Consider the following 22,682-nt stretch of genomic DNA (forward strand, 5'->3'; position numbering starts at 1 on the left):
TCGCAATCCGCCAAACAGGATCAAGGTGAATGGCTGACGTGAAATATGACGTTCTCGGCATCGGCAACGCGCTGTTCGACGTGCTGGTCAAGACCGACGAAGCCTTTCTGGGCAAGCACGGCATGACCAAGGGCAGCATGTCCCTGATCGACGAGGCGCGGGCCGCCGCCATCTACAAGGACATGGGCCCGGCGACGGAAGTTTCCGGCGGTTCGGCCGCCAACACCATCGTCGGCATCGGCAGCCTCGGGGCGCGCGCCGCCTATGTCGGCAAGGTCAAGGACGACCAGATCGGGAAGCTCTACGTCCACGACATCCGCGCGGCCGGCGTCGCCTTCAACACGCCCGCGGCGAAGGACGGTCCTGCGACCGGCTGCTCCTACATCCTGGTGACTGACGACGGCGAGCGCACCATGAACACCTATCTCGGCGCCGCGCAGGACCTGTCGCCCGCCGACATCGACCCGGCCGAGATCGCCGCGGCCGGCATCGTCTACCTCGAGGGCTATCTCTGGGACCCCAAGAACGCCAAGGACGCCTTCGTCAAGGCGGCCAAGATCGCTCATGATGCCAAGCGCAAGGTGGCGCTGACGTTGTCGGATTCCTTCTGCGTCGATCGTTATCGCGACGAGTTCCTGGGGCTGATGCGCAACGGCACCGTCGATATCGTGTTCGCGAACGAGTCCGAGCTGCATTCGCTCTACCAGACCTCGGACTTCGACACCGCGCTCAAGCAGCTGCGCAACGACGTCAATCTCGGCGTGGTCACCCGCAGCGAGAAAGGCTGCGTGGTGGTGACGCCAACTGACGCAGTCGCAGCCCCGGCGTCTCCGATCGCGAAACTCGTGGACACCACCGGGGCCGGCGATCTCTTCGCCGCCGGCTTCCTGTTCGGTCTGGCGCGCAACCTGCCCCACAAGCAGTGCGGCGAACTCGGCGCGCTCGCGGCCGCCGAAGTGATCCAGCACATCGGCGCGCGTCCACAGGTGTCGCTGAAGGAGCTCGCCGGGCAGCGCGGGCTGACGGCTTAAGGTGGAATAGCCTCATCCTCGCTGTCATCGCCCGGCTTGGCCGGGCGATCCAGTACTCCGAGACGGTCGTGGTTCTATCGAGAGGCTCCGGCGTATTGGATTCCCCGCCTTCGCGGGGAATGACAGCTGCGGCTCACGCCGTCTTCGCGGCTTTCAGTCCAAGCCGTTGCTCCACGTCGTCGCGCATCAGGAATTTCTGGACCTTTCCGGTCACGGTCATCGGAAACTCGTCGACGAATTCCACGTACCGCGGAATCTTGTTGTGGGCGATCTGGCCGTCGCAGAAGGTGCGCACCTCTTCCTTCGTCAGCGTCTCGCCGGGCCTGACGCGGATCCAGGCGCAGAGCTCCTCGCCGTAGCGGGTATCCGCAACGCCAAAGATCTGCACGTCCTGAATCTTGGGATGGCGGTAGAGAAATTCCTCGATCTCGCGGGGATAGAGGTTCTCGCCGCCGCGGATCACCATGTCCTTGATGCGGCCGACGATGTTGCAATGCCTGGTCGTCGATGATGGCGATGTCGCCGGTATGCATCCAGCCTTTGGCGTCGAGCACATCCGCGGTCTTCTCCGGCTCCTCCCAGTAGCCCAGCATCACGCTGTAGCCGCGGGTGCAGAGCTCGCCCCGTTCGCCGCGCTTGACGATCTTGCCCTCGAGATCGACGACCTTGACCTCGACATGCGGATGGATTCGCCCGACCGTCGAGACGCGGCGATCGAGCGGGTCGTCGACGGCGCTTTGGAAGCTGACCGGGCTTGTCTCGGTCATGCCATAGGCGATCGTGACCTCGCCCATGTTCATCTCGCTGTTGACGCGCTTCATCACCTCGATCGGGCAGGGTGCACCGGCCATGATGCCGGTGCGCAGCGATGTCAGATCGAAGTTTGAGAATTCGCCGTGGTCGAGTTCGGCGATGAACATGGTCGGCACACCGTACAGCGCGGTGCATTTTTCCTGCTCGATCGTCCGCAGCGTTGCCAGCGGATCAAACCCCTCGCCGGGATAGACCATCGTTGCGCCGAGCGTGACGGAGGCGAGGTTGCCCATCACCATGCCGAAGCAATGATAGAGCGGCACCGGAATGCAGATGCGGTCCTGTTCGGTCAGGCGCATGGCGCGGCCGACGAAATAGCCGTTGTTGAGAATGTTGTGATGGGTCAGCGTCACGCCCTTGGGCGATCCCGTCGTTCCGCTGGTGAACTGGATGTTGACGGCGTCGTCGAATTGCAGCGAGGCACTGAGCGCGGCGAGCTGTTCGCGATGCAGGGTACCGCCCATGCCGGCGACCTCGTCGAACGGGATCGTGCCCGGGCAGGCGGGGCCGCCGATCTGGATCACGATGCGCAAGGCCGGCAGCCGCGCCGCGCGCAATTGCCCGGGCTTGGCGCTCGCGAGCTCCGGCAACAGCGTGTTGAGCATGTCCATGTAGTTGCTGGTCTTGAATGCCGTCGCGGTGACGATGGCGCTGCATCCGACCTTGTGAAGCGCGAATTCCAGCTCGCTCAGCCGGTAGGCCGGATTGATCGTCACCAGGATGAGGCCGGCCTTGGCGGCGGCAAACTGGGTCAGTGTCCATTCCGGCCGGTTCAGCGACCAGATGCCGATCCGCCCGCCGCGTTCGAGGCCGAGCGCGACAAAGCCGGCGGCGAGCGCGTCGACCCGCGCGGCAAACTCTCCCCATGTCCATCTCACGCCGTGGCCGGGCGAGACCAGCGCCTCACGATCGCTCCAGCGCCGCGCGGCCTGATCGAGGCTGCGCCCGATGGTGTCGCCGAGCAGCGGCGTGTCGGAGGTGCCGCAAACGTAACTGTCGGCTTTGTCTGCCAAGATCGTGTCCTCCAGTCGGCTGCGTGCACGGCCGGGACAACAAGCCCGGCCGTGACGCGTCGTGAGAGTCAGGCGCGCCTCACGCCGCCTTCTGCCCGCTTCCCGCATCGAGCCCGGCATAGACGCCGCGCTCGAAGCCGGCAAAAGCCTCCAGACACTTTGCGTCGGCGAATGGCAGCAGCTGCATCAGGATCACGCCGGTGACGTCGCGCGCCGGGTCGATCCAGTAATAGGTGTTGGCGAGGCCCGCCCAGGCGAGGCTGCCCGCGCTGCGGCCCTCGGCGGTCTTGGCGGTGTTGATCATGAAGCTGAGGCCCCACTTCTTCACCTGCTCCGGATAGAGATCGACGTCATTGGTGTACATCGGCGCCGCCGTGGTCATCTTGCCCATGGCGAGGTCGCCGATGTGGTTCTGCCCCATCGTCGCGATGGTCTCGGCCTTCAGCACCTGATTGCCGTTGCCGCGGCCCTTGTTCAGGATCATCTGGGTAAACTTGATGTAGTCGGCCGCGGTCGAATAAAGGCCGCCGCCGCCCATGTGGAATTCCGGCTCCTGCTCGAGCTCGAACGGGATCGCGGCGAGCTGGCCATCCTCGCCGCGCGCATGCATGCCGACCAGACGCTTGCGCATGTCGTCGGTGATCTTGAAAGCGGTATCGCTCATGCCGAGCGGTGCGAACAGATTGTCGCGCAGATAGGCATCGAGGCGCTTGCCGCTGACGGCTTCCACCGCCTTGCCGACGAAATCGATATTGGTGCCGTATTCCCAGCGCGTGCCGGGGTCGGTCATAACCGGCGTCTTCAACGCCGCGTTCTGGCAGGTGGTGATGGCGGGGATGCGGGATTTCTCGAGATGGATCGCGAGATCGCCGTTCCACATGTTGTAGGCAAAGCCGGCGGTGTGGGTCATGAGCTGGCGCAGCGTGATCGGCCCCTTGGCCGGCCGCAGCTTGGCTTCGCCCTTGGCATCGAAACCTTCGAGCACCTGCGGCTTGGCGAGATCGGGCAACACCTCGCCGATCGGCGCATCCAGCGACAGCTTGCCTTGCTCGACGAGCTGCATCGCGCCCGCTGATGTCACCGCCTTCGTCATCGATGCGATCCAGAACACGCTGTCGGCGGTCATCGCATCCGGCTTGGACAGGTCGCGTTTGCCGAACGCGCCCTGATACAGCACCTCGGTACCGCTGGCGGCGATGGCGACGACGCCGGGAATCTCCCTGGCCTCGCTCTTCTGGCGCAGAATCTGGTCGATCTCAGCTTTGCCTTGCATCCGCGTTTCCTCCGGTTTGATTATTGTTGGAAGCGATCGATTGTCCTCCCGCGTGCGCCGCGCGGCAAGCACATCCGCGTACCTGCCGCGGTCGCGATGTCGTGACTTGACGGTCGGCTCCCCTCGCACGACGACAAGGCGGCTGACCTGCAACACTCCGTCACAATCTGTGGTGGATGGCCGCAACCAGCCGTGACCGTGGATGGGTGCTGGCGAGATGTTTCGACTGTTTGAAGCACTTGAAACATTTTGTGAGCTGCGGCGTTCAGCTCTCGGCCGATCGACGGTCGACGTTAAGACTTGATGCAAATTGGCGGCCGCCCACCGGCCGCGAGGGGGGACCTCAGATGATTTCGACCTGGAGCGAATGGAAGCGCTATCCCCGTCCCGGACGGGGCGAGAATCTCGAAGCGCCGATCGCGCCCGGCATCTACGAGGTCCGCATCGCCGGCACCGGCGCACTTTATTCCTTCGGCGCTGTCGACAATCTGGCACAGGCGCTGGCGCTGCTGCCGGTCGGTTCAAAGTCCTGGTTCGGCCGCCGCAACGCGTCCGACGTTCCTGATCTCGAATACCGGACCTGCGCAACCTCCTCGAAGGCCGACGCCAAGGCCGCCGCCGAGCGCATGATCGGGCGGCGCGAGACCTATCTGAGCGGCGCGGCGTAACTCCGCCGCTCCGAGCCTGGCTCCCAGCAGATGTGCGTTGCGGGACGGTGCATTGCGCGCCGCGTCTCCCTATATTCCGGCCGAACCGGAACAGCCCGCAAAAGCCCCGCAGGAGCAACGCCATGACCCCGACCGCCGCCGCACGTGCCCAGCACGCCACGTCCAATCTGCGCGACCGGTTGAAGGACCCGTCGCTGCTGAAGGAGGCCTGTTACATCGACGGCACCTGGGTCGGCTCGCCGGTCTTCGCCGTCAACAATCCCGCAACCGGCATCGAGCTTGCAAAGGTTCCGCAGCTTTCGGCCGATGACGCCACCAGGGCGGTCGAGGCCGCCGAGCGCGCGTTCCCGGGCTGGGCCAAGCACACCGCCAAGCAGCGCTCCAATATTTTGCGCAAATGGTTCGAGCTGATCATCGCCAATCGCGAGGACCTCGCGCTGATCCTCACCTCCGAGCAGGGCAAGCCGCTCGCCGAAGCGCTCGGCGAGGTCGACATCGGCGGCGCCTATGTCGAATTTTTCGCCGAGGAGGCCCGCCGCGTCTATGGCGAGACGATTCCGACGCAGCGGCCGGATGCGCGCTTGCTCGCGATCAAGCAGCCGATCGGCGTCTGCGGCGCGATCACGCCGTGGAATTTCCCGAACTCGATGATCACACGAAAGGTTTCGCCGGCGCTTGCGGCCGGGTGCACCGTGGTGCTGAAGCCCGCCAATGAAACGCCGCTGTCGGCGCTGGCGCTTGCCGCGCTCGCGGAGAGAGCCGGCGTGCCCAAGGGTGTGTTCAACATCGTCACGGGCGATGCAGCGCCGATCGGCAAGGTGTTGTGCGAGCATCCGGCCGTGCGTTTCGTCGGCTTCACCGGCTCGACCGCGGTCGGCAAGATTCTCTACCGGCAGGCCTCCGTCGGCGTGAAGCGGCTCGGCCTCGAGCTCGGCGGCAACGCGCCGTTCGTGGTGTTCGACGACGCCGACATCGATGCGGCGGTCGACGGCGCGATCGTCTCGAAATACCGCAACATGGGCCAGACCTGCGTCTGCGCCAACCGCATCTACGCCCAGGACAAGATCTACGACGAGTTCGTGCAGAAGCTGTCGAAGAAAGTCGCGGCGATGAAGATCGGTGACGGTACCGAGAACGGCGTCACGCAGGGCCCACTGATCAATTTGAAAGCGGTCGACAAGGTCGAGCGCCATATCGCGGAGGCCGTCAAGCGCGGCGCCAGGATCGTCACCGGCGGCAAGCGCAGCGAGCTCGGGCGTTCGTTCTTCGAGCCGACGGTGCTTGCCGACGTCGAGCCGGACTCGCTGGTGGCGCAGGAGGAAACCTTCGGCCCGCTCGCACCGGTGATCCGCTTCAAGGACGAGGCCGACGTCATCGCGATGTGCAACGCCTCGCCGTTCGGGCTCGCCTCCTACTTCTACTCCCGCGATCTCGGCCGCGTCTGGCGTGTCGCCGAGGCGCTGGAATCCGGCATGGTCGGCGTCAACACCGGCCTGATCACCACCGAAGTGGCGCCCTTCGGCGGCGTCAAGGAAAGCGGCCTCGGCCGCGAAGGCTCGCATCACGGCATGGAAGAATATGTCGAGATCAAATATGTGATGATGGCGGGGGTTTAGCTGCTGGTCGCCGTGGCCTGAAACGCGGCATCTACGGCGTTCGCCGTCCTCCCGTGAGGGCCTAACGTTCTCTGCAGCAGGGCTCAATGCAACGGCCCCTACGCAGGAGAACGTGATGACCAAACTAAGTGAGCTGGCGATCGAAGCCCATGGTGGGCTTCAGCGCTGGAACCAGTTCGAGCAGGTCGCGGCCGACCTTCAGCAGGGGGGCGTGTTGTGGTCCTTGAAAGGGCAGCCTGAGACGCTTCAGCAGACCACCGTGACGGTTGGTCTGCGCCAGGAATGGGCGTCCCACTCGCCCTTCGGCGCCGAGCGCCGCCGTTCGCGGTTCGAGCCGGGGCGGGTCGCCCTCGAAGCGGCCGACGGCACGGTGCTCGACGAGCTTCGTGACCCGCGCAGCAGCTTTGCAGGTCATACTCTGCAAACGCCGTGGACCGATCTCCAGCTCGCCTATTTCGCCGGCTGCGCCATGTGGACTTACCTCAACACCCCGTTCGTGCTCGCCTGGCCGGGAGTCGAGGCAGAAGAGCTGGAGCCGGTGCGTACGAATGACGGGCTGTGGCGCCGTCTTGCGGTCCGTTTTCCAAATGGCATCGCAACGCACAGCGCGGTGCAGACGCTCTATTTCGATGCGGACGGACTCTTGAAGCGGCACGATTACGACGTGGAGATCGCCGGCAATACGCCCGGCGCGCATCTGATCGATGGCTATGTCGAGGTCTCGGGCATCCGGTTTCCGACCAAGCGTCGCATTTATGCACGGCAACCCGACGGCAGCTTCAGCACCGAGCCGCTGGTCGTCTCGATCGATCTGTCCAATATCCGGCTGAGCTGATTTGAGGCACGTCAGAGCATGGCGAGTGGCCCAGCCTCCTTGCGGAAGGTCCGCGGCGCCTCGCCATGCACGCGGACAAAAGCCTGTCGCATGCGCTCACGGGTCGCAAAGCCGGTCTCGCGCGCCACGACCTCGATCGGCAAACGAGTCTGCTCCAGCATCAGCTTCGCGGATTCGAGGCGCAAGGCTTCGACGGCCTTGGCCGGCGTCGTGCCGGTCGCCGAGCGGAAGAGTCGCGTGAATTGCCGCGGGCTGAGACAGGCGGCGCGGGCCAAATCCTCGATCGTGAGGCTCTCGCGCAGGTTTTGCCGGGCGTAGTTCAGGGCCTTCTGGATCCTGTCTTCGCTCGTTCCCACCTCCAGCAAAACCGAATGCTGCGATTGTCCGCCGGGGCGGCTGTGGTACATGACCATGCCTTTGGCCACGGAGCGAGCCCTCTCGGCACCGAGATCTCGTTCGATCATGCCGACGACCATGTCGGTGCCGGCGCTCATGCCGGCAGACGTCCAGATCTGGCCGTCGGCAATGAAGATCTTGTCGGCGTCCACATTGCAACCCGGGAATCTGGCCTGCATCTCCTGTGCGTAGCGCCAATGCGTGGTCGCTCGCCGCCCGTTCAACAGCCCGGCGTCACCGAGCACGAACGAGCCGAGACAGATCGACGAAACCCGCCGCGCATTCCGGGCCGCTGCGCGAAGCAGCCAGACGAGGCCGGGTGATGAGGTTGGAATGTCGAGGCCCGCCGCGACGATGAGGGTGTCGAAAGCGGCCTGATCGAAAGGCTCCGTCATGACTTGCATCCCAGCAGACGAGGTGACCAGCCCGCCGTCTTCCGAGAACGCACGAACATCGTAGATTTTTTCTCCAGCCTGCTTGTTCGCCACGTCGAAAGCGGCGACGGCGCCGAAACAGACGGCCTGGAAGCTCGGAGACAGAACCAAGCCGATTCTCATGATGACTCCTGGATGCGACGGACCACCTGTTTGTGCGCCTGCTCCCCTCGCCAATTGGATGGCCGAAATGATGGCATCTACGTCCTGTCGATGCCGTAAGCCGGCTGATACGTCTCCACCCTCGAGCGCGGGAAGACGACATACATATGGCGAGCGTCATATATGGAGTGCTCGCCGTCGTGCCAGCAGCCATCCGTGCACTTCAAGAAAAAGGAAAAGGCATGTCCCTTGAAACGGCGCGAACGGAATTCATCGAGGCCGGCGGTATGCGCTTTGCCTTCAGGCGCCTCGACCCGGCAAAGGGTATGCCACTGGTCCTGCTTCAGCATTTCACAGGCAACATGGATTCCTGGGATCCGGCCGTGGTGAACCGGCTCGCGGAAACCAGGCCGGTCATCGTTTTTAACAATGCGGGCGTCGGCACGAGCTCCGGCGCGACGCCGGACAACGTCGAGCGGATGGCGGCGGATGCCGAAACTTTCATCAGGGCGCTCGATCTCGGTGAGGTCGATCTTCTCGGCTTCTCGCTCGGTGGCATGATCGCTCAGGTGCTCGCTGCCCGGGGGACGGGGCTCGTCCGCAAGATGATCGTGGCGGGAGCGGCGCCGCGCGGCGGCGAGGAGCATCTGATGGCCGTCGTCAACGACGCCTTTGCCCGTGGGGCTGCCGATGTCAGGCTGCCGCTGTTCTTTACGCCCTCCGAGGCCAGCCAGCGCGCCGGTAGGGGCTTTATCGCGCGAGCGACTGCGCGCGCACAGGACCGGGATCCCGAAAGCGGAGACAGTGTGAGCGAACCTCAGGCGAAGGCGATCATCACCTGGTGTGCCCGCAAGGACGAGGCGTCCATCCTCCGCGCAATCGCGCAGCCCACCTTGATTGTTCACGGCAGCGACGATTCAATGTTCCCGAGCATCAACGCCTACAACATGTTCAAGGCGATGAGTGATGCGCAGCTCATCCTGTATCCCGACTCCGGACACGGCGCACCTTTCCAATACCCGGATTTGTTCGTAGCACATTGCAGAACGTTTCTGGACGCGAGGGCTACCGCCTGAGCACCGCGATCGTGCGGTTCGCAAAGGTCAGCCGCTCCGCCATGACCGACACGAAATAGGTCAGCAGCTTGTGGCTGAGCGCTGGATCCTCGGTCTTGATGGCGTCGAACTGGTGCGTATTCAGCACGTAGAGCACGCTGTCGACCTCGGCCTGGATGGTCGCGCTGCGCGGTGTCTGTGACACCAGCCCCATCTCGCCGATCGTGGTGTAACGGCCGAGGCTGCGCACGCGTGTGGTGCGGTCGTGATCGGCCGGGATCATGATGCCGACGCGGCCGTCGAGGATGAAATGCATGGAATCGGCGGGGGCGCCGGCCTGCACGATGACCTCGCCGGCTTCGACCTCGATGCGCTGGCAGCGGCGGATCAGCTCGTCGGCGCCGTCTTCGCTGCCGAGCATTCGCGTGAACCAGTCACGCAGGCTGGCTTCTTCCTGCGCCAGCTCCTGATGCTGCGAGATGAGCTCGTTCTCGCACCATTCCAGCGCGCGATCGAGCTCGGGGATGATGGTGACGCCCTCGCCGACGAAGTCGCTGGAGCGCAGCACCTTCTCGGCCGCAGCCGACAGATGCACCAGGATCAGCTCGACTCCGAGATCGCCGGCGCTGCGCTTGATCTGGGCGAAACTATAGGCAGCCGATGAATCCACGCCGGTGACGAGCTTGAAGTCAAACAGCAGATAGCGGCACTCGGGGCGTTCCTGCAGCAGCTGCTTGACGTGCTGGTAGAGCCGGTTGGCGGAGCCGAAGAAGAGATAGCTCTGGAGATTGAGGCCCTGGATCTTGCCCCCGTGGGCAAGCAGCACGTCCTGGTCGTCGCGCGAGCGGTCGAGCGAGGAGCGGTACTCCGAGCCGTCGAAACTGTATTTGATCGACTCGACCCGCGCGGCGCTGAACGCAAACGTCGCGCAGCCGATGATGACGCCGATCAGGATGCCCGGAACGAAACCCCAGGCCACGATGATCGCGATGATGGCGATCAGCGAGAGATATTCGAGCTTCGACAGCCGCTTGCGCGACTCGATGATCCATTTGTGCAACTGGTCGGCGCCGAGATAGAGCAACAGCCCGCCGAGCACGCATTTGGGGATGAAGCCGAGCAGCTCGGGTGCGACGGCAAGCACCAGCAGCGACAGCGCTGCGGCGGTGAGGCCGGACAGTCGCCCGCGGCCGCCGCTGCTGAAATTGAGCATCGAGCGGCTGGTCGAGCTGCAACCGGGGTAGCCGCCCAGCATGCCGGTCAGGATGTTGGCGGCGCCGGTGACGTTCAGCTCACACTCCAGATTGGCTTCGCGATGCGTGGCCACCTCGATGCCGGTGGTGTTGAACAGCGTGCTGGAGGCCGTGACGAAGATGACGGCGACGACATTGCCAAGCAGGTCCGGTATGGCAAACCAGGGATAGCGGGCGAGATCGTCGGTATGCCAGGGCAGCATGAAGACCGCTTGCGGCGGTGGCTGAAAGGTCCAGCCCAATGTGCGCGCCTCATCGAAGGAAACGCCGGTGATCCAGAACGCCAGATGCGCGGTGAGCACGCCGCCGACCAGGATGATCGGCAGTCCGAACGGGCTGCGCGAGCGGTGCCAGGTGAGATACAGCACCAGCGCCATCGCGCAGGCGGCACCGAGCTCCAGCAGGATGGTGCGGTCGGCGAAGTGCGACAGCGTCGTGAACTGCAGCGGATGGTCGGTGATCACCCGGACCGCACCCATGACGATGAGAAGTCCGGTGGCGCCGAGGAAGCCGCCGACCACCGGATAAGGCACGTAACGGATGGCGCGGCCAAGCCGCGTCAGGCCCAGTCCACACAGCACCAATCCTGTCAGCATCGTCGACAGGCCGAGCGTGATCAGGATCGGGGACAGCAACGGCGTCGACAGGTTCGCCGTCTCGATGCGTTCGACCACCGAGGCCGCCAGGATACCCGTCACCGCGGCGGTCGAGCTGTCGGGGGCTGCAATCGCGAAGGGCAGCGAGCTGCCGAGCCCGACGACGGCCGCAAGCACCGCGGAGCTGACGAAAGTTGCCGTGATGCCGTAGGACAGATAGGGCGACAACGGCCCCGCGAAGATCAGCAGCGCGTAGGACAGTCCGAACGTGACGGTCAGGACGCTGGCGGCGCTCCCGCCCAATATATCGTTCAGCGCGCGCTTGAGGGCCGGATTGAGCCCGGTCGACGGAGTGAAGCCAATCGCTGGATCTGTCACGCCGTGCCACTCGCTGAGTATTCCCCTCCGAGAGGTAGACGACTGGAGACTTAGCGCAACAAGATTCTTGCAAGCCGGATGGAAGAAACCGAAGCGCCCGCCATTCGGTGTCGTCCTGGCGAAAGCCAGGACCCATTATCCCAGGGAGGAGTCGTGCCGCGAGGTGACGGCCACAGTCTTCGCCAAACCGCGCCCGGTGGTAATGGGTCCTGGATCGGCGCTCACTTCGTTCGCTGGTCCAGGACGACGCTAAGGCCTGCACTAGATCTTGAGTTCGCTTCCCGTCACGCGGCGATATGCTTCCAGATACCGCTTGCTGGTCGCGTCCACCACGCTTGCGGGCAAAGGCGGCGGCGGGGCGTCGCCGTTCCAGCGGCCGGCGCGGCGCTCGACATCGAGATAGTCGCGCAAGGGCTGCTTGTCGAAGCTCGCCTGCGGTTGGCCGGGTTTGTAGGCATCGACGGCCCAGAAGCGCGAACTATCCGGCGTCATGACTTCGTCGATCAGGATGATGCGGCCGTCCTTGTCGCGGCCGAATTCGAACTTGGTGTCGGCGATGATAATGCCCTGTTCGCGGGCGAGCTCCTCGCCGAGCGTGTAGATCGCGCGCGTCATGCTCTCGAGCGTGTAGGCCGTCTCGTCGCCGACAACCTCGCGCATTTTTGCGATGGTAATGTTCTCGTCATGGCCGGTCTCGGCCTTCGTCGCCGGGCTGAAGATCGAGGGCTCCAGCTTCTCGCTCTCGACCAGGCCCGCCTTCAGCTTCTCGCCGGCCAGAGTGCCGCTTGCTGCATATTCCTTCCAGGCCGAGCCCGACAGATAACCGCGGATCACGCATTCGATCGGAAACACCGTGGTCCGGCGGCACAGCATGGCGCGGCCGAGAATCTCGGCGCGATGCGGCTTCAAGGCCGGAACGGCGGCGATGATCTCGTCGGTGTCGGCGCTGATCATGTGATGCGGCACCACGCCTTCGAGCTCGTTGAACCAGAAGGCGCTGATTTGCGTCAGTACCGCGCCCTTCATCGGGATGGTCTCGCCCATCACGACATCGAAGGCGCTGATGCGGTCCGTGGTGACGAGCAGCAGGCGGTCGTCGTCGACGGCGTAGATATCGCGCACCTTGCCGCGCCCGATCTTGGGCAGGGGCAGGTCGCTGGAGAGCATGGTGGTCATCGGCAGAACTTTCGGGGCAAGGTCTTGCGACGGGACATCCGGCCGCGCCTGATCGCGCGACCGGAAGCCGGATTAGCCTATTCCGGCAGCGGAATGAACTCATGTTCCTGCGGAACTGCGGCGAAGCGGCCGGTTTTCCAGTCCCGCTTGGCCTGCTCGATCCGCTCCTTGCTGGAGGAGACGAAATTCCACCAGATGTGGCGCGGGCCCTCCAGGGCGTCGCCGCCCAGAAACATCATCCGCGTGGCTTTGAGCGCCTTCACCGTGATGCGGTCGCCCGGGCGGAAGATTAGCAGTCGCGGCCCTTCGTAGCGCTCGTTCGCGATCTCGACCTCGCCGTCGACCACGTAGATGGCGCGCTCCTCATGATCAGGGTCGAGCGGCACGACCGCGCCCGCGGCCGCCGTGACCTCGGTATAGAACCAGGGCGACACCATCGAAACAGGCGAGGTGACGCCGAAGGCCGAGCCCGCGATCACCTTCGCGGTGAAGTCGCGCTCGGTGACCATCGGCAGGTCAGCCGCGCCGTAGTGCTGGAATGACGGGGCGATCTCTTCCGATCCGGCCGGCAGCGCGATCCAGCTTTGCAGGCCCAGCATTTTCTGCCCCGAGGCGCGTTGTACATCCGGCGTGCGCTCGGAATGCGCGATGCCGCGGCCGGCCGTCATCAAATTCATCGCGCCAGGCTGGATCTCCTGGATGTTGCCCTCGCTGTCACGATGCATGATCGCGCCGTCGAACAGATAGGTGACCGTGGCAAGCCCGATATGCGGATGCGGCCGCACGTCCATGCCCTTGCCGGAGACGAACTGCACCGGCCCGAAATGGTCGAAGAAGATGAAGGGTCCGACCATCTGTCGCTTGCCGTGCGGTAACGCGCGCCGCACCGCGAAGCCGTCGCCGAGGTCGCGCGTGCGCGGCACGATGACGAGGTCGAGCGCATCGCAGGACATGGGATCACCGAGCACGGGATCGTTCGAGGGTTGCCAGCTCATGGCGGACTCCTTTTGGCTTTTTCGAGTTAAATCGTAGCAGGATTTCGCGTCGCCGTCGCGGCTAAGCCCGGACCCCATACTCGGCCGTCATCGCCCGCGAAAGCGGGCGATCCAGTACGCCGCGGCCTATCGGTTCGATTACAACCTTCTCGGAATACTGGGGTCAAGCCGGGCGATGACAGAGTGCGCGCGGCGAGCGATGGTGCTTGAAAAAACAGGCGCTACGAAGGATGTTCGGCCGATGTCAACCGCGACCCATCGCAGCACCCGATGACCCCAGCCGCAGCCGAGCTCGCCTTTCGCGCCGCCGCCGTGGCGCTGCTGCTGGTGCTGGCAGCGTCATTGCTCTCGGATTTCCCCAATGTGCTGGCGGCCCGGCTCGGCGCGGTCTTTGCGCTCGGCTCGGCCGCGCATGCGGCGAGCTATTCCGTCGGAATATCGTCGCTGGTCCCGGCATGGCATGCGCCGCTGATCGCGGTGTCGACCGGCAATATCGTGGTGTTCTGGCTGTTCACGCGGGCGCTGTTCGACGACGAGTTTCGCCTGCGCCGGTGGCACGGATTGACCTGGGGGCTGGTGACAGCCTTCAGCTTCGTCAGCTGTCTCTGGATCGCACCGAGCGGACATCTCCGGTTCTCGGTCACCGCGGTGAACCTGATCGTGCTCGGCTTCATTGCGCTCGCGATCATGCAGACGATCGGCTCATGGTCGGCCGATCTGGTCGAGCGCCGCCGCCGCGTCCGTGTCTTCATTGTCTGTGCTACCGCGCTCTATGGCGGATTGAACGCGCTGCTCCAGATCCTCGCCGGCAGCGACGTCGGCGACGTCGCCAATACCGTCAATACCGGCGTGCTTGCCAGCATCGTCGCGGCCATCGCCTATGCGATGATGCGCGTCGATGGCGCCGACCTGTTTCCAGCTGCTGCGGAGGCTGCGCCCGCGATCGCGGCGAGCCAGCCTGTCGGCGAGGATGCCGCCGACCAAAAGCTCATCGACGCCCTGATGCGGCTAATGGCGGACGAGCGGATCTATCGGCAGGAGAACATCAGCATCGGCGTGCTGGCGGGCCGGCTGAAAATTCCCGAATACCGGCTGCGCCGGCTGATCAACCAGGGGCTCGGCTACCGCAATTTCAATGTGTTCCTGAACAGCCACCGGATCGAGGAGGCCAAGGCCGCGCTGGCCGATCCCGCCCAGGCCGAGGTCCCGGTCATCACCATCGCGATGGACTCCGGCTTCCAGTCGCTCGGTCCCTTCAACCGCGCCTTCAAGGCCGTGACCGGCGTGACGCCGACGGAATATCGTCGGCTCAAGATGAATGCTATTCAATCTATAGCGCACTGAAATATCTAGCTTATTTTAGAATCGGCGAGCGTCTCGCTGCTTTCGGCTCTGCCGTTTTCCAAATCCGGCGAGCGGGCATCGCGTGAATGCCGCTTCGTCTCCGGCACGCGCCTCAAGCCGGAGCAAGCCCGTGACCCGCCGCCGCAAGATCGTCCTTCTCATCACCACCGTCGCCTTTGCCGGCCTCGCGCTCGGCGCGGTTCGCGCCCATGACCTGCCCAAGGTCGCCAATTCGTGGAGGCCGACATGGCCGCCTATGCAGCGAGCATGCCGCTTGCGACCGCGCCGGGCACCGTGTGGAATTATCACGATGGCAACACCATCATGCTCGCGCATCTGATCCGCAATGCCGCCGGCGGCAATCCCGAAGGAGCGCTTGCCTTCGCGCGCCGCGAATTGTTCGCGCCGCTTGGCATGCGACACGTCACGCTCCAGCTCGACGGCGCCGGCACGATCGAGGGGTCGAGCGAGATGCTCGCATCCGCGCGCGACTGGGCACGCTTCGGCCAACTCTATCTCAACGATGGCGTCGCCGGCGGCCGACGCATCCTGCCCGAGGGCTGGGTGAATTACTCGGCGTCGGCGACGCCCAATGCCTGGGTCGGTATCGGCGCCGGATTCTGGACCAACCAGGGCGACAGCTTTGGCGCGACCTTTCGCGTCGATCACGGCTGGCCGCGCGATGCCTTCTTCGCCAAGGGCACGATCGGGCAGTATACAATCGTGATTCCGTCGGAACGACTCGTGATCGTGCGGCTCGGCCGTTCGCCGAACTCACCGCCGGAAGCGGACGGTGTGTTTGATCTGGTGCGGGATGTGATTGCGGCAACGCGCGCTAAAGGGAAGGTGGCGGGGATGGATTGAGGTGCTTTACCTTCCCAGCTCCGTCGCCTTTGCCACGCGATCGAACCGCTCCAGCGTCATGATCGCGTCTGCGAATTTCTCCGCGCGCGCATTCAGCACCGGGCGTGCCAGCGTCAAGAATTTTTGCTGCATCGCCTGTGCATCCGGGAACGAGGTCGGCTCCCCCGAGGGATCGGCGTAGAGCCGCTCATGCACGCCGTCGTCCGTCGTGATACTCACGCGCGCGCCAAAGGGGTGGGTGCGGCCGATTTCGAGGCGATCGTCCTGCACTACGTCGAACTTGTCGGCGAGTGCGTCGATGGCGGCGTCGCCAAGACGATTGTAGTCGTCCCAGCCAAATGAGCCCTGGTCGAGCGCGAGCGCGCCGGTGAAGAACATCGAGAACTGGCCGCCGACGATCGAGGTCGGGTGGCGCTTGGTCGCGGCGTCGCCGGTGAGCGTGATGCCGTTGCGATGCAGGCCGATTTCGACCCGCTTGACCTGATCGGGCGTCAGATTGTGCTCGCGCCGCATTGCGATCAGCGCGTCGATCGCGGCGTGGGTATAGCGGCAGCTCGGATACGGTTTGACGCCGATCTTCATGGTCTCGTAGGTCTTGCCGAGCTCGGCGACCGCCTTGTCGGGATGCGCATCGTCGGTGTAGCCGGCGAGCAGGCCATGTTTGCCCTCCACGGATTCCGTCGCCCCGACGAAGTCGTTGCGCGCCAGCGTCGCGGCGATCACGCCATTCATCGCGGCGGCTCCGACCTGGTAGCGCTTGTTCCAGGCGCCATTGACCAGGAATTGCAGCGAGCCCGCGGCCTGGCTGCCGGCGACGCCGAAGGCGGCGATGAGCTGTTGCTCGGACAGGCCGAACAGTTTTCCGGCGGCCGCTGCTGCGCCATAGGTGCCAGCGGTGGCGGTCGGATGGAAGCCGCGCGCATAATGCGAGGTCGGGTCGAGCGCGTTGCCGAGCCGGCAGCAGACCTCATAGCCCGCAACGATCGCGGTCAGCACGTCGCGGCCCGACGCGCCGACCATCTCGCCGATGGCGAAGGCGGCCGGAACGACCGGCGCGCTCGGGTGCAGCGAGGAGTCCGCATGGGTGTCGTCGAAGTCGAGGGAATGGCCGAGCGCGCCGTTGAGCAGCGCCGCGACCGCCGGCGTCCAGGTCTTGCTGTCGCCGAACACGGTGGATTCGCCCCTGGTGTCGAGCGCGAGCGCCTCCAGCATCTTCAGGATCGAGGGGGTCGATTCCGCTTCGCTGCGGGCGCGGATGGCGCTGCCGAGGAAGTCCAGCGTCAGCACCTTTGCGCGATCCAGCACTTCCGCCGGAATATCCCCGTATTTCAGATTGAAGACATAGGCAGCGAGCGTTGCGGTTTCGTGGGCCATCGTGTTTCCTCGTTTTGGCGCGCAAGTTAGGCGGGCTGATTTGGCCTTTCAAGCGGCCATGGGCTGCGGGCATCAGCTATGCTTTTGGCAGGCTCCAAGAGGATCGGGATATTCCACGATGGGACTTCCAAAAGATGTGTTCGACCGGGTCTGGGCGCGGCGAACGCAACTGGGCCTGGCGATCCGGGTCACGGTCGCGGCCACCGCGGCCTACGCGATCGCCACCGCGCTGCATCTGCTGCTGCCGCTCTGGGCGGTGCTGACCTCGCTGATCGTGACCCAGTTGAGCGTCGGGCGCTCGCTGAAGGCGACGCGCGATTACGTGCTCGGCACCATCGGCGGCGCCATCTATGGGGGCGCCATCGCGATCCTGATCCCTTATTCGACCGAGGCCGGCCTGTTGGGCCTGCTGGTGCTGGCGGTCGCGCCACTCGCCTTCGTCGCCGCGATCAACCCGAGCCTCAATGCAGCGACGGTCACCGCCATCATCGTGCTGCTGGTTCCGACGATGCATCATTCCGATCCCATGACATCGGCAATCGATCGGGTCAGCGAGGTCGGGGTCGGCGCAATCACGGGATTGCTGGTCTCGTTCCTGGTGCTGCCCTCGCGCGCGGTGCGCCAGATCCGCGCCAGCGCGGCAAGGCTGCTCGAGCTGATCGCGGACGCCTTCACCGAGCTGCTCGCGGGTCTCACGCGCGGCCGCGACAACGATGCGCTGCACCGGATCCAGGACGGCATCGGCACCGCGATGGTGGGCATGAATGCGATCGGTGCCGAAGCCGAGCGCGAGCGGGCCGCGCGCCTGTCAAGCGGGCCCGACACCGGTCCCTTGCTGCGAACGATCCTACGGCTGCGCCACGACGTCGTGATGATCGGCCGCTCGACCGTGGTGCCGTTGCCGGCCGAGGTGCAGCTGCGGCTCGCCGCGCCGCTGGCGGAGGTCAGTGCGGCGATCGTGCGCTTTCTGCGCTCGGCGGCCGAAGCGTTGCGGGCTGGTGCCGGCGCGCCGCCGATTCATCCCGTGCACGTCGCGCTCCAGCATTACGCCGAGGCGGTTGCCGCCGTTCGCCAGGACGGCCTGATCCGCGGCCAGCCGAGCGACACCGCCGAGCGCTTCTTCGCGATCGGCTTCTCGCTGGAGCAGATGCACCAGAATCTCTGCGATCTCGATCGCGTCGTCGGCGAGTGGTCGGAAGCCTCGTCGGACAAGTCAGCGCGCTTGGCCGAGTGAGCTAGCGCCGCATCAGGCCCTTGCCTTGCATGCGCCAGACCAGCAAATCGATGCGGTCCTGGCCGAAGAACGGCTCGTTGTCGAACACGAAGGTCGGCACGCCCCAATGGCCGGAGGCGGCGTGGTCCTTCTCGTTCTCCGTGATCACCTGCTCGTAGCGATCAGGGTCCGCGGTGATTGCGGCATCCATCGCGGCGAGATCGAAGCCGGCCTTTTCGGCGCCGCGCCAGAGATGATCGCCTTCGTTCCAGCCCGACACCGAGCCGTCCCACAGCACGCGGGCGATTGCATCGGTGAATGCGAGCGAGCGTCCCTCGAGGCTGCGCCATGGCACCAAGCCGGGTCAGGCGGTGGATGTAGGGCTGCTCGGCCGCGACGTCGAACGTCACCTTGTCCTGCACGATCGGATCGGGCCTGGGAAAGCGGAACGGAATGCCTTCGTGCTGCGCCACGCGCGTGCTGTCGAGCACCACATAGCGAATGAAGTTCGGGCTGGCCTTCTTGAAAAACCCGGGCACACGGACTGCGAGCGGATAGACCGGCCGCAAATTCACCGCCAGATCGTAGGTTTCGACGAGCTTGAGCGTTTTTGGCAGCGCCAGATAGCTGAACGGGCTGCGAAAGGAGTAGTAGAGGTCGACGGAGAGCGTCATCGGGCCGGCTCCGCGAGCCGCCCCATCATGCTGCGGGCGACGAGCTTGTGGAAGGGCGTGATGAACGCGAGATAGGCGCGGCCCAGCCGATTGTTGGTCCGCACCAGCGTGGTCAGGGTGACGTGGCGCAGCACCGCTTCGCCGGCGACATCGACCACGATGCGGAAGTCGAGATGATAATCATTGAAGCCGGCGACCAGCTGCTCCGGCGTTTCGCTCAGCACCGGAAACAAGCCGATCAGGCCGCCCGGCGCTGGTGCGCCTTCACCCGATGTCTTCAATCCAAAGGGCCTCACGAGGATGTTGCGCAGGCGTGTCAGTGCACCGATCCAGCGCGGTCCGTGCAACACCATCCTGGTGCAGGCCTCGCGGGCATTCACCGGTGCTGTGCCGATCTCCACGCGAAAGGCGTCGATGAATTGCGCACCGGCCAGCAGCGTGCCGGCGTCGACATCGGGGATGACTTCGCGGACGGTCCCGTTCATCCCGCCAGTTTGCGCGTCAGCATCCGGAAGCGCAAGATCAGAAGTCCGGCATAGACGAACGATCCGATCGACAGTCCGATCCAGACACCGACCGCGCCGAAATCAGCGTGAAAAGCGAGCAACCAGGCGATGGGAAAGCCCACGCACCAGTAGCCGATCGCGGCGAATACCAACGTCATTCTGGTGTCATTGATGCCGCGCAGTGCGCCGCCCATGATGGTCTGGATGGCATCGGCGATGAAGAAGGTCGCGCCGACCAGCAGCAGCGTTGCAGTCAGCTCGACGGTCGCCATGCTCGCCTCGCCGCTGCCGAAGAACAGCCGTCCGAGCTCATAGCGGCCGAGAATGATTGCGACGGTGAGGGCCGAGACGAACGCGATCCCGATCACGGCTGCCACGAGACCTGCGCGCCTCACCGCAGCCGGGTCGCCCCGGCCGAAGGCGTGGCCGACCCGCACCGTGGCTGCCATGCCGATGCCGAGCGGGACCATGAACAGCACGGCGGTGACCTGGAGCGCGATCTGATGCGCCGCGAGCGCCGTGGTCGAGATCAACCCCATCAGCAGCGCCGCCGAAGAGAACAGGCCATATTCCAGCAGCAGCGAGAACGAGATCGGGGCGCCGATCGCGATGAGCTTGTGCATCAGGGGCCAGTCGATCCGCCAGAGATGGGCAAGCGGACGATATTCCGCGAACGGCTTGCGCAGCCCCGCAATGGCGAGCGTGGCGACGAACGTGCCGAGATTGACGATGGTGGTCGCAAGCCCTGCGCCGAACAGACCGAGCTCCGGCAGGCCGAACAGGCCGTGGATCAGGGCGTAGACCAGCGCGGCATTGACGGGGATCGCCGCGAGCGTGATCCATAGCGGGGCCTGCGGCCGGTTCACCGCGCTCATCATGCTGCGCAGCGCGATGAAGCCGAGTGCCGGCGCGATGCCCCAGGCCAGCCCATTCAGATAGCGCTGGGCGAGCGCGGCCGAGTGCGGCGCCTGACCGAGTGCGACCAGGATGTGCTCGCCATAGAGCGGGGAGGCCATCATCGGCAGCGAGATCAGCAAGGCGACCCACAAGCCGACGCGCAGAGAGCGGCGGATGCGCCTGACATCGCCGGCGCCGAAGGCTTGCGCGACCAGCGGCGACACCGCCGCCATCAATCCGAGCCCGAAGGTGAAGCTGACGAAATAGACCGTGTGCGCCAGCGCTGCTGCTGCGACCGCGCTCTCGCCGAGCCGCCCGATCAGCGCGAGATCGGTCGTGATCATCGCGATCTGCCCGAGCTGCGTCAGCATCATCGGCACGGCCAGCCGCAGCGTCGCGACGAATTCGTCGGCGAGAGGATTTGGCGGCACGCCGGCTTGCGGCTGCGAACGAGGCTGGACGGTGTCGAGCATGGCCGGGTCAATAGCACAGCCGGGCGACGAAAACATGGCTTGGTCTTCTCCCTCTCCCCTTGCGGGAGAGGGTGGCTCGCCGCAGCAGCGGCGAGACGGGTGAGGGGGATCTCTCCGCGTACGGCCCTCAAGCAGCAGGACTCGCTGAAGCAACCCCTCATCCGGCGCTATAGCCGATGCGAAGCTTCGGCGTTCTCAAAAACGGCGGCCAAAGGCCGCCTACGCCACCTTCTCCCACAAGGGGAGAAGGGAAGAAGCGCCTCAGCCCTTCCGTTCAGGCACGCGCCTGATCTTCGCGCCGAGCGCGTTGAGGCGCTCGTCGATGCGCTCGTAGCCGCGCTCGATCTGGTCGGCGTTGTTGATCGTGGAGGTGCCCTCGGCGCAGACGGCCGCGAGCAGCATGGCCATGCCGGCGCGAATGTCGGGCGAGATCATCGATGCACCGCGCAGGCGGCTGGGGCCGGCGATGATGGCGCGATGGGGGTCACAGAGCACGATACGCGCGCCCATCGCGATCAGCTTGTCGACGAAGAACATCCGCGATTCGAACATCTTCTCAAACATCAGGATCACGCCCTCGCATTGCGTGGCGGTGACGATCGCGATCGACATCAGATCGGCCGGGAAGGCCGGCCAGGGCTGGTCTTCCAGCTTCGGCACGTGGCCGCCAAAATCGTCCTGGATCTTCAGCGTCTGGTTTGATGGCACGATGAGATCGTCGCCCTCGATGCGGCAGACGATGCCGAGCCGTTCGAATCCCATGCGGATCGAGCGCAGATGCTCGACGCCCGCGCGCACGATGCGAAGCGGCGACCGCGTCACGGCCGCGAGTCCGATCAGCGAGCCGACCTCGATATGGTCGGGCTGGATCCGGTAGGTCGCGCCGCCCAGCGTCGCCGGACCGTGCACGATCATGGTGTTGGTGCCGATGCCCTCGATCCCTGCGCCGAGCGCGACCAGGAAGTTGGCGAGGTCCTGCACATGCGGCTCGGACGCGGCGTTGCGCAAATACGTGGTGCCTTGGGCGGCGACGGCTGCGACCAGCGCGTTCTCGGTCGCGGTCACGCTGGGCTCGTCCAGGAACACGTCGGCGCCGGTCAGTTTCGAAGCGCGGAATTCGAGCCGGTCGGTCGCGGTGACCTTGGCTCCCAACTGCTCGAGTGCGAGCACATGCGTGTCGAGCCTTCGGCGGCCGATGACGTCGCCGCCGGGCGGCGGTAGCATCACTTCGCCGCAGCGGGCGAGCAGGGGGCCGGCGAGCAGGATGGAGGCGCGGATGCGCACGCACAGATCAGGATCGAGATCGGCGGCGCGGATGCTCTTGGCGTGAATATGAAGCGTGTTGCGGGCGGTCCATTCCGCCGCCGCGCCGACCGAGCGGATCAGCTCGACCAGCGTCTCGGTGTCGCGGATCCGCGGCACGTTTTCCAAGGTCACCGGATGCTCGGTGAGCAGGGCTGCCGCGATGATCGGCAGGGCCGCATTCTTGTTGCCGGACGGCTCGATCGAGCCCGAGAGCCGGTGACCGCCCTCGACAATGTACTGGATGGGCGCCACGGGGTCTCTCGCTGTCGTGTTGGGTGGGGCGGGTTTTCGAGGCGGAAACTACCGAGAATTGAGCGCGGGAGCAATTCTGCACTTGTCGCGAGGGCGGGGGAGGTTCAGCCGAGGTGTCTCTACGTCATGGCCGGGCTTGTCCCGGC

The 22,682-nt window shown here is 65.1% G+C and carries 16 protein-coding genes and 3 pseudogenes; 8 read left to right on the forward strand and 11 right to left on the reverse strand.

Annotation, left to right across the window (positions count from 1 at the left end):
* Positions 1-29: 29 nt before the first annotated feature.
* On the forward strand, positions 30-1,031 hold the full coding sequence (locus tag AC0L3B_RS05260; RefSeq protein WP_368508935.1) for an adenosine kinase: 1,002 nt from the start codon (positions 30-32) through the stop codon (positions 1,029-1,031).
* A gap of 133 nt (positions 1,032-1,164) precedes the next feature.
* Here AC0L3B_RS05260 and AC0L3B_RS05265 read toward each other — a convergent pair.
* Together AC0L3B_RS05265 and AC0L3B_RS05270 are read right to left on the reverse strand one after the other, a co-directional pair.
* A pseudogene (locus AC0L3B_RS05265) lies at positions 1,165-2,857 on the reverse strand (AMP-binding protein).
* 79 nt (positions 2,858-2,936) lie between these two features.
* A complete protein-coding gene (locus AC0L3B_RS05270) occupies positions 2,937-4,130 on the reverse strand; it encodes a serine hydrolase domain-containing protein (protein WP_473380108.1) in 1,194 nt (397 codons plus the stop codon).
* Positions 4,131-4,477: 347 nt separating this feature from the next.
* On the opposite strand from AC0L3B_RS05270, the gene AC0L3B_RS05275 reads away from it, so the two are divergent.
* The 3 genes from AC0L3B_RS05275 (at position 4,478) to AC0L3B_RS05285 (ending at position 7,249) form a co-directional block, all read left to right on the forward strand.
* Positions 4,478-4,798, forward strand: a complete 321-nt coding sequence (locus AC0L3B_RS05275) for a hypothetical protein (protein WP_007603877.1) — start codon at positions 4,478-4,480, stop codon at positions 4,796-4,798.
* Between the two features lie 122 nt (positions 4,799-4,920).
* A complete protein-coding gene (locus tag AC0L3B_RS05280; protein WP_473380109.1) occupies positions 4,921-6,414 on the forward strand; it encodes an NAD-dependent succinate-semialdehyde dehydrogenase in 1,494 nt (497 codons plus the stop codon).
* A gap of 115 nt (positions 6,415-6,529) precedes the next feature.
* Positions 6,530-7,249 carry a hypothetical protein gene (locus AC0L3B_RS05285; protein ID WP_473380110.1) on the forward strand — a complete coding sequence of 240 codons (720 nt, stop codon included), beginning with the start codon at positions 6,530-6,532 and terminating at the stop codon, positions 7,247-7,249.
* An 11-nt stretch (positions 7,250-7,260) separates the two neighbouring features.
* Here the strand turns inward: AC0L3B_RS05285 and AC0L3B_RS05290 are convergent, their stop codons facing one another.
* Positions 7,261-8,202, reverse strand: a complete 942-nt coding sequence (locus AC0L3B_RS05290) for a GlxA family transcriptional regulator (RefSeq protein ID WP_473380111.1) — start codon at positions 8,200-8,202, stop codon at positions 7,261-7,263.
* Positions 8,203-8,423: 221 nt separating this feature from the next.
* On the opposite strand from AC0L3B_RS05290, the gene AC0L3B_RS05295 reads away from it, so the two are divergent.
* Complete coding sequence (locus AC0L3B_RS05295) at positions 8,424-9,257, forward strand: alpha/beta fold hydrolase (protein ID WP_473297140.1); 834 nt, start codon at positions 8,424-8,426, stop codon at positions 9,255-9,257.
* Here AC0L3B_RS05295 and AC0L3B_RS05300 read toward each other — a convergent pair.
* The 3 genes from AC0L3B_RS05300 to AC0L3B_RS05310 form a co-directional block, all read right to left on the reverse strand.
* A complete protein-coding gene (locus AC0L3B_RS05300; protein WP_247295891.1) occupies positions 9,247-11,463 on the reverse strand; it encodes an SLC26A/SulP transporter family protein in 2,217 nt (738 codons plus the stop codon). The two genes, AC0L3B_RS05295 and AC0L3B_RS05300, sit on opposite strands and share 11 nt — an antisense overlap.
* A 261-nt stretch (positions 11,464-11,724) precedes the next feature.
* Positions 11,725-12,639: a phosphoribosylaminoimidazolesuccinocarboxamide synthase gene (locus AC0L3B_RS05305; protein WP_018455824.1), complete on the reverse strand. Its 915-nt coding sequence runs from the start codon at positions 12,637-12,639 to the stop codon at positions 11,725-11,727.
* Between the two features lie 77 nt (positions 12,640-12,716).
* Complete coding sequence (locus AC0L3B_RS05310; RefSeq protein ID WP_085349718.1) at positions 12,717-13,634, reverse strand: pirin family protein; 918 nt, start codon at positions 13,632-13,634, stop codon at positions 12,717-12,719.
* Positions 13,635-13,904: 270 nt separating this feature from the next.
* Here AC0L3B_RS05310 and AC0L3B_RS05315 point away from each other — a divergent pair, with 270 nt between their 5' ends.
* Both AC0L3B_RS05315 and AC0L3B_RS05320 read left to right on the forward strand, forming a co-directional pair.
* Positions 13,905-14,978, forward strand: coding sequence for a helix-turn-helix domain-containing protein (locus AC0L3B_RS05315; RefSeq protein WP_473380112.1), 1,074 nt, complete (start codon positions 13,905-13,907; stop codon positions 14,976-14,978).
* A 231-nt stretch (positions 14,979-15,209) separates the two neighbouring features.
* A pseudogene (locus AC0L3B_RS05320) lies at positions 15,210-15,842 on the forward strand (serine hydrolase domain-containing protein); the annotation flags it as partial.
* Between the two features lie 6 nt (positions 15,843-15,848).
* Here AC0L3B_RS05320 and AC0L3B_RS05325 read toward each other — a convergent pair.
* On the reverse strand, positions 15,849-17,216 hold the full coding sequence (locus tag AC0L3B_RS05325; protein WP_018455828.1) for an MmgE/PrpD family protein: 1,368 nt from the start codon (positions 17,214-17,216) through the stop codon (positions 15,849-15,851).
* Positions 17,217-17,334: 118 nt separating this feature from the next.
* On the opposite strand from AC0L3B_RS05325, the gene AC0L3B_RS05330 reads away from it, so the two are divergent.
* Positions 17,335-18,450: an FUSC family protein gene (locus AC0L3B_RS05330; RefSeq protein ID WP_473380113.1), complete on the forward strand. Its 1,116-nt coding sequence runs from the start codon at positions 17,335-17,337 to the stop codon at positions 18,448-18,450.
* A 1-nt stretch (position 18,451) separates the two neighbouring features.
* On the opposite strand, the pseudogene AC0L3B_RS05335 reads toward AC0L3B_RS05330, so the two are convergent.
* The 4 genes and pseudogenes from AC0L3B_RS05335 to murA all read right to left on the reverse strand — a co-directional run bounded on the left by AC0L3B_RS05335 (position 18,452) and on the right by murA (position 22,536).
* A pseudogene (locus AC0L3B_RS05335) lies at positions 18,452-19,103 on the reverse strand (2-hydroxychromene-2-carboxylate isomerase).
* On the reverse strand, positions 19,100-19,588 hold the full coding sequence (locus AC0L3B_RS05340) for a DUF2867 domain-containing protein (protein ID WP_085361996.1): 489 nt from the start codon (positions 19,586-19,588) through the stop codon (positions 19,100-19,102). Before AC0L3B_RS05340 ends, AC0L3B_RS05335 begins: the two are co-directional and overlap by 4 nt.
* On the reverse strand, positions 19,585-20,979 hold the full coding sequence (locus AC0L3B_RS05345) for an MATE family efflux transporter (protein ID WP_085349723.1): 1,395 nt from the start codon (positions 20,977-20,979) through the stop codon (positions 19,585-19,587). Before AC0L3B_RS05345 ends, AC0L3B_RS05340 begins: the two co-directional genes overlap by 4 nt.
* Before the next feature lie 261 nt (positions 20,980-21,240).
* On the reverse strand, positions 21,241-22,536 hold the full coding sequence (murA, locus tag AC0L3B_RS05350) for a UDP-N-acetylglucosamine 1-carboxyvinyltransferase (protein WP_018455833.1): 1,296 nt from the start codon (positions 22,534-22,536) through the stop codon (positions 21,241-21,243).
* Positions 22,537-22,682: the final 146 nt, after the last annotated feature.

This window comes from Bradyrhizobium sp. Kon56, assembly GCF_055807635.1.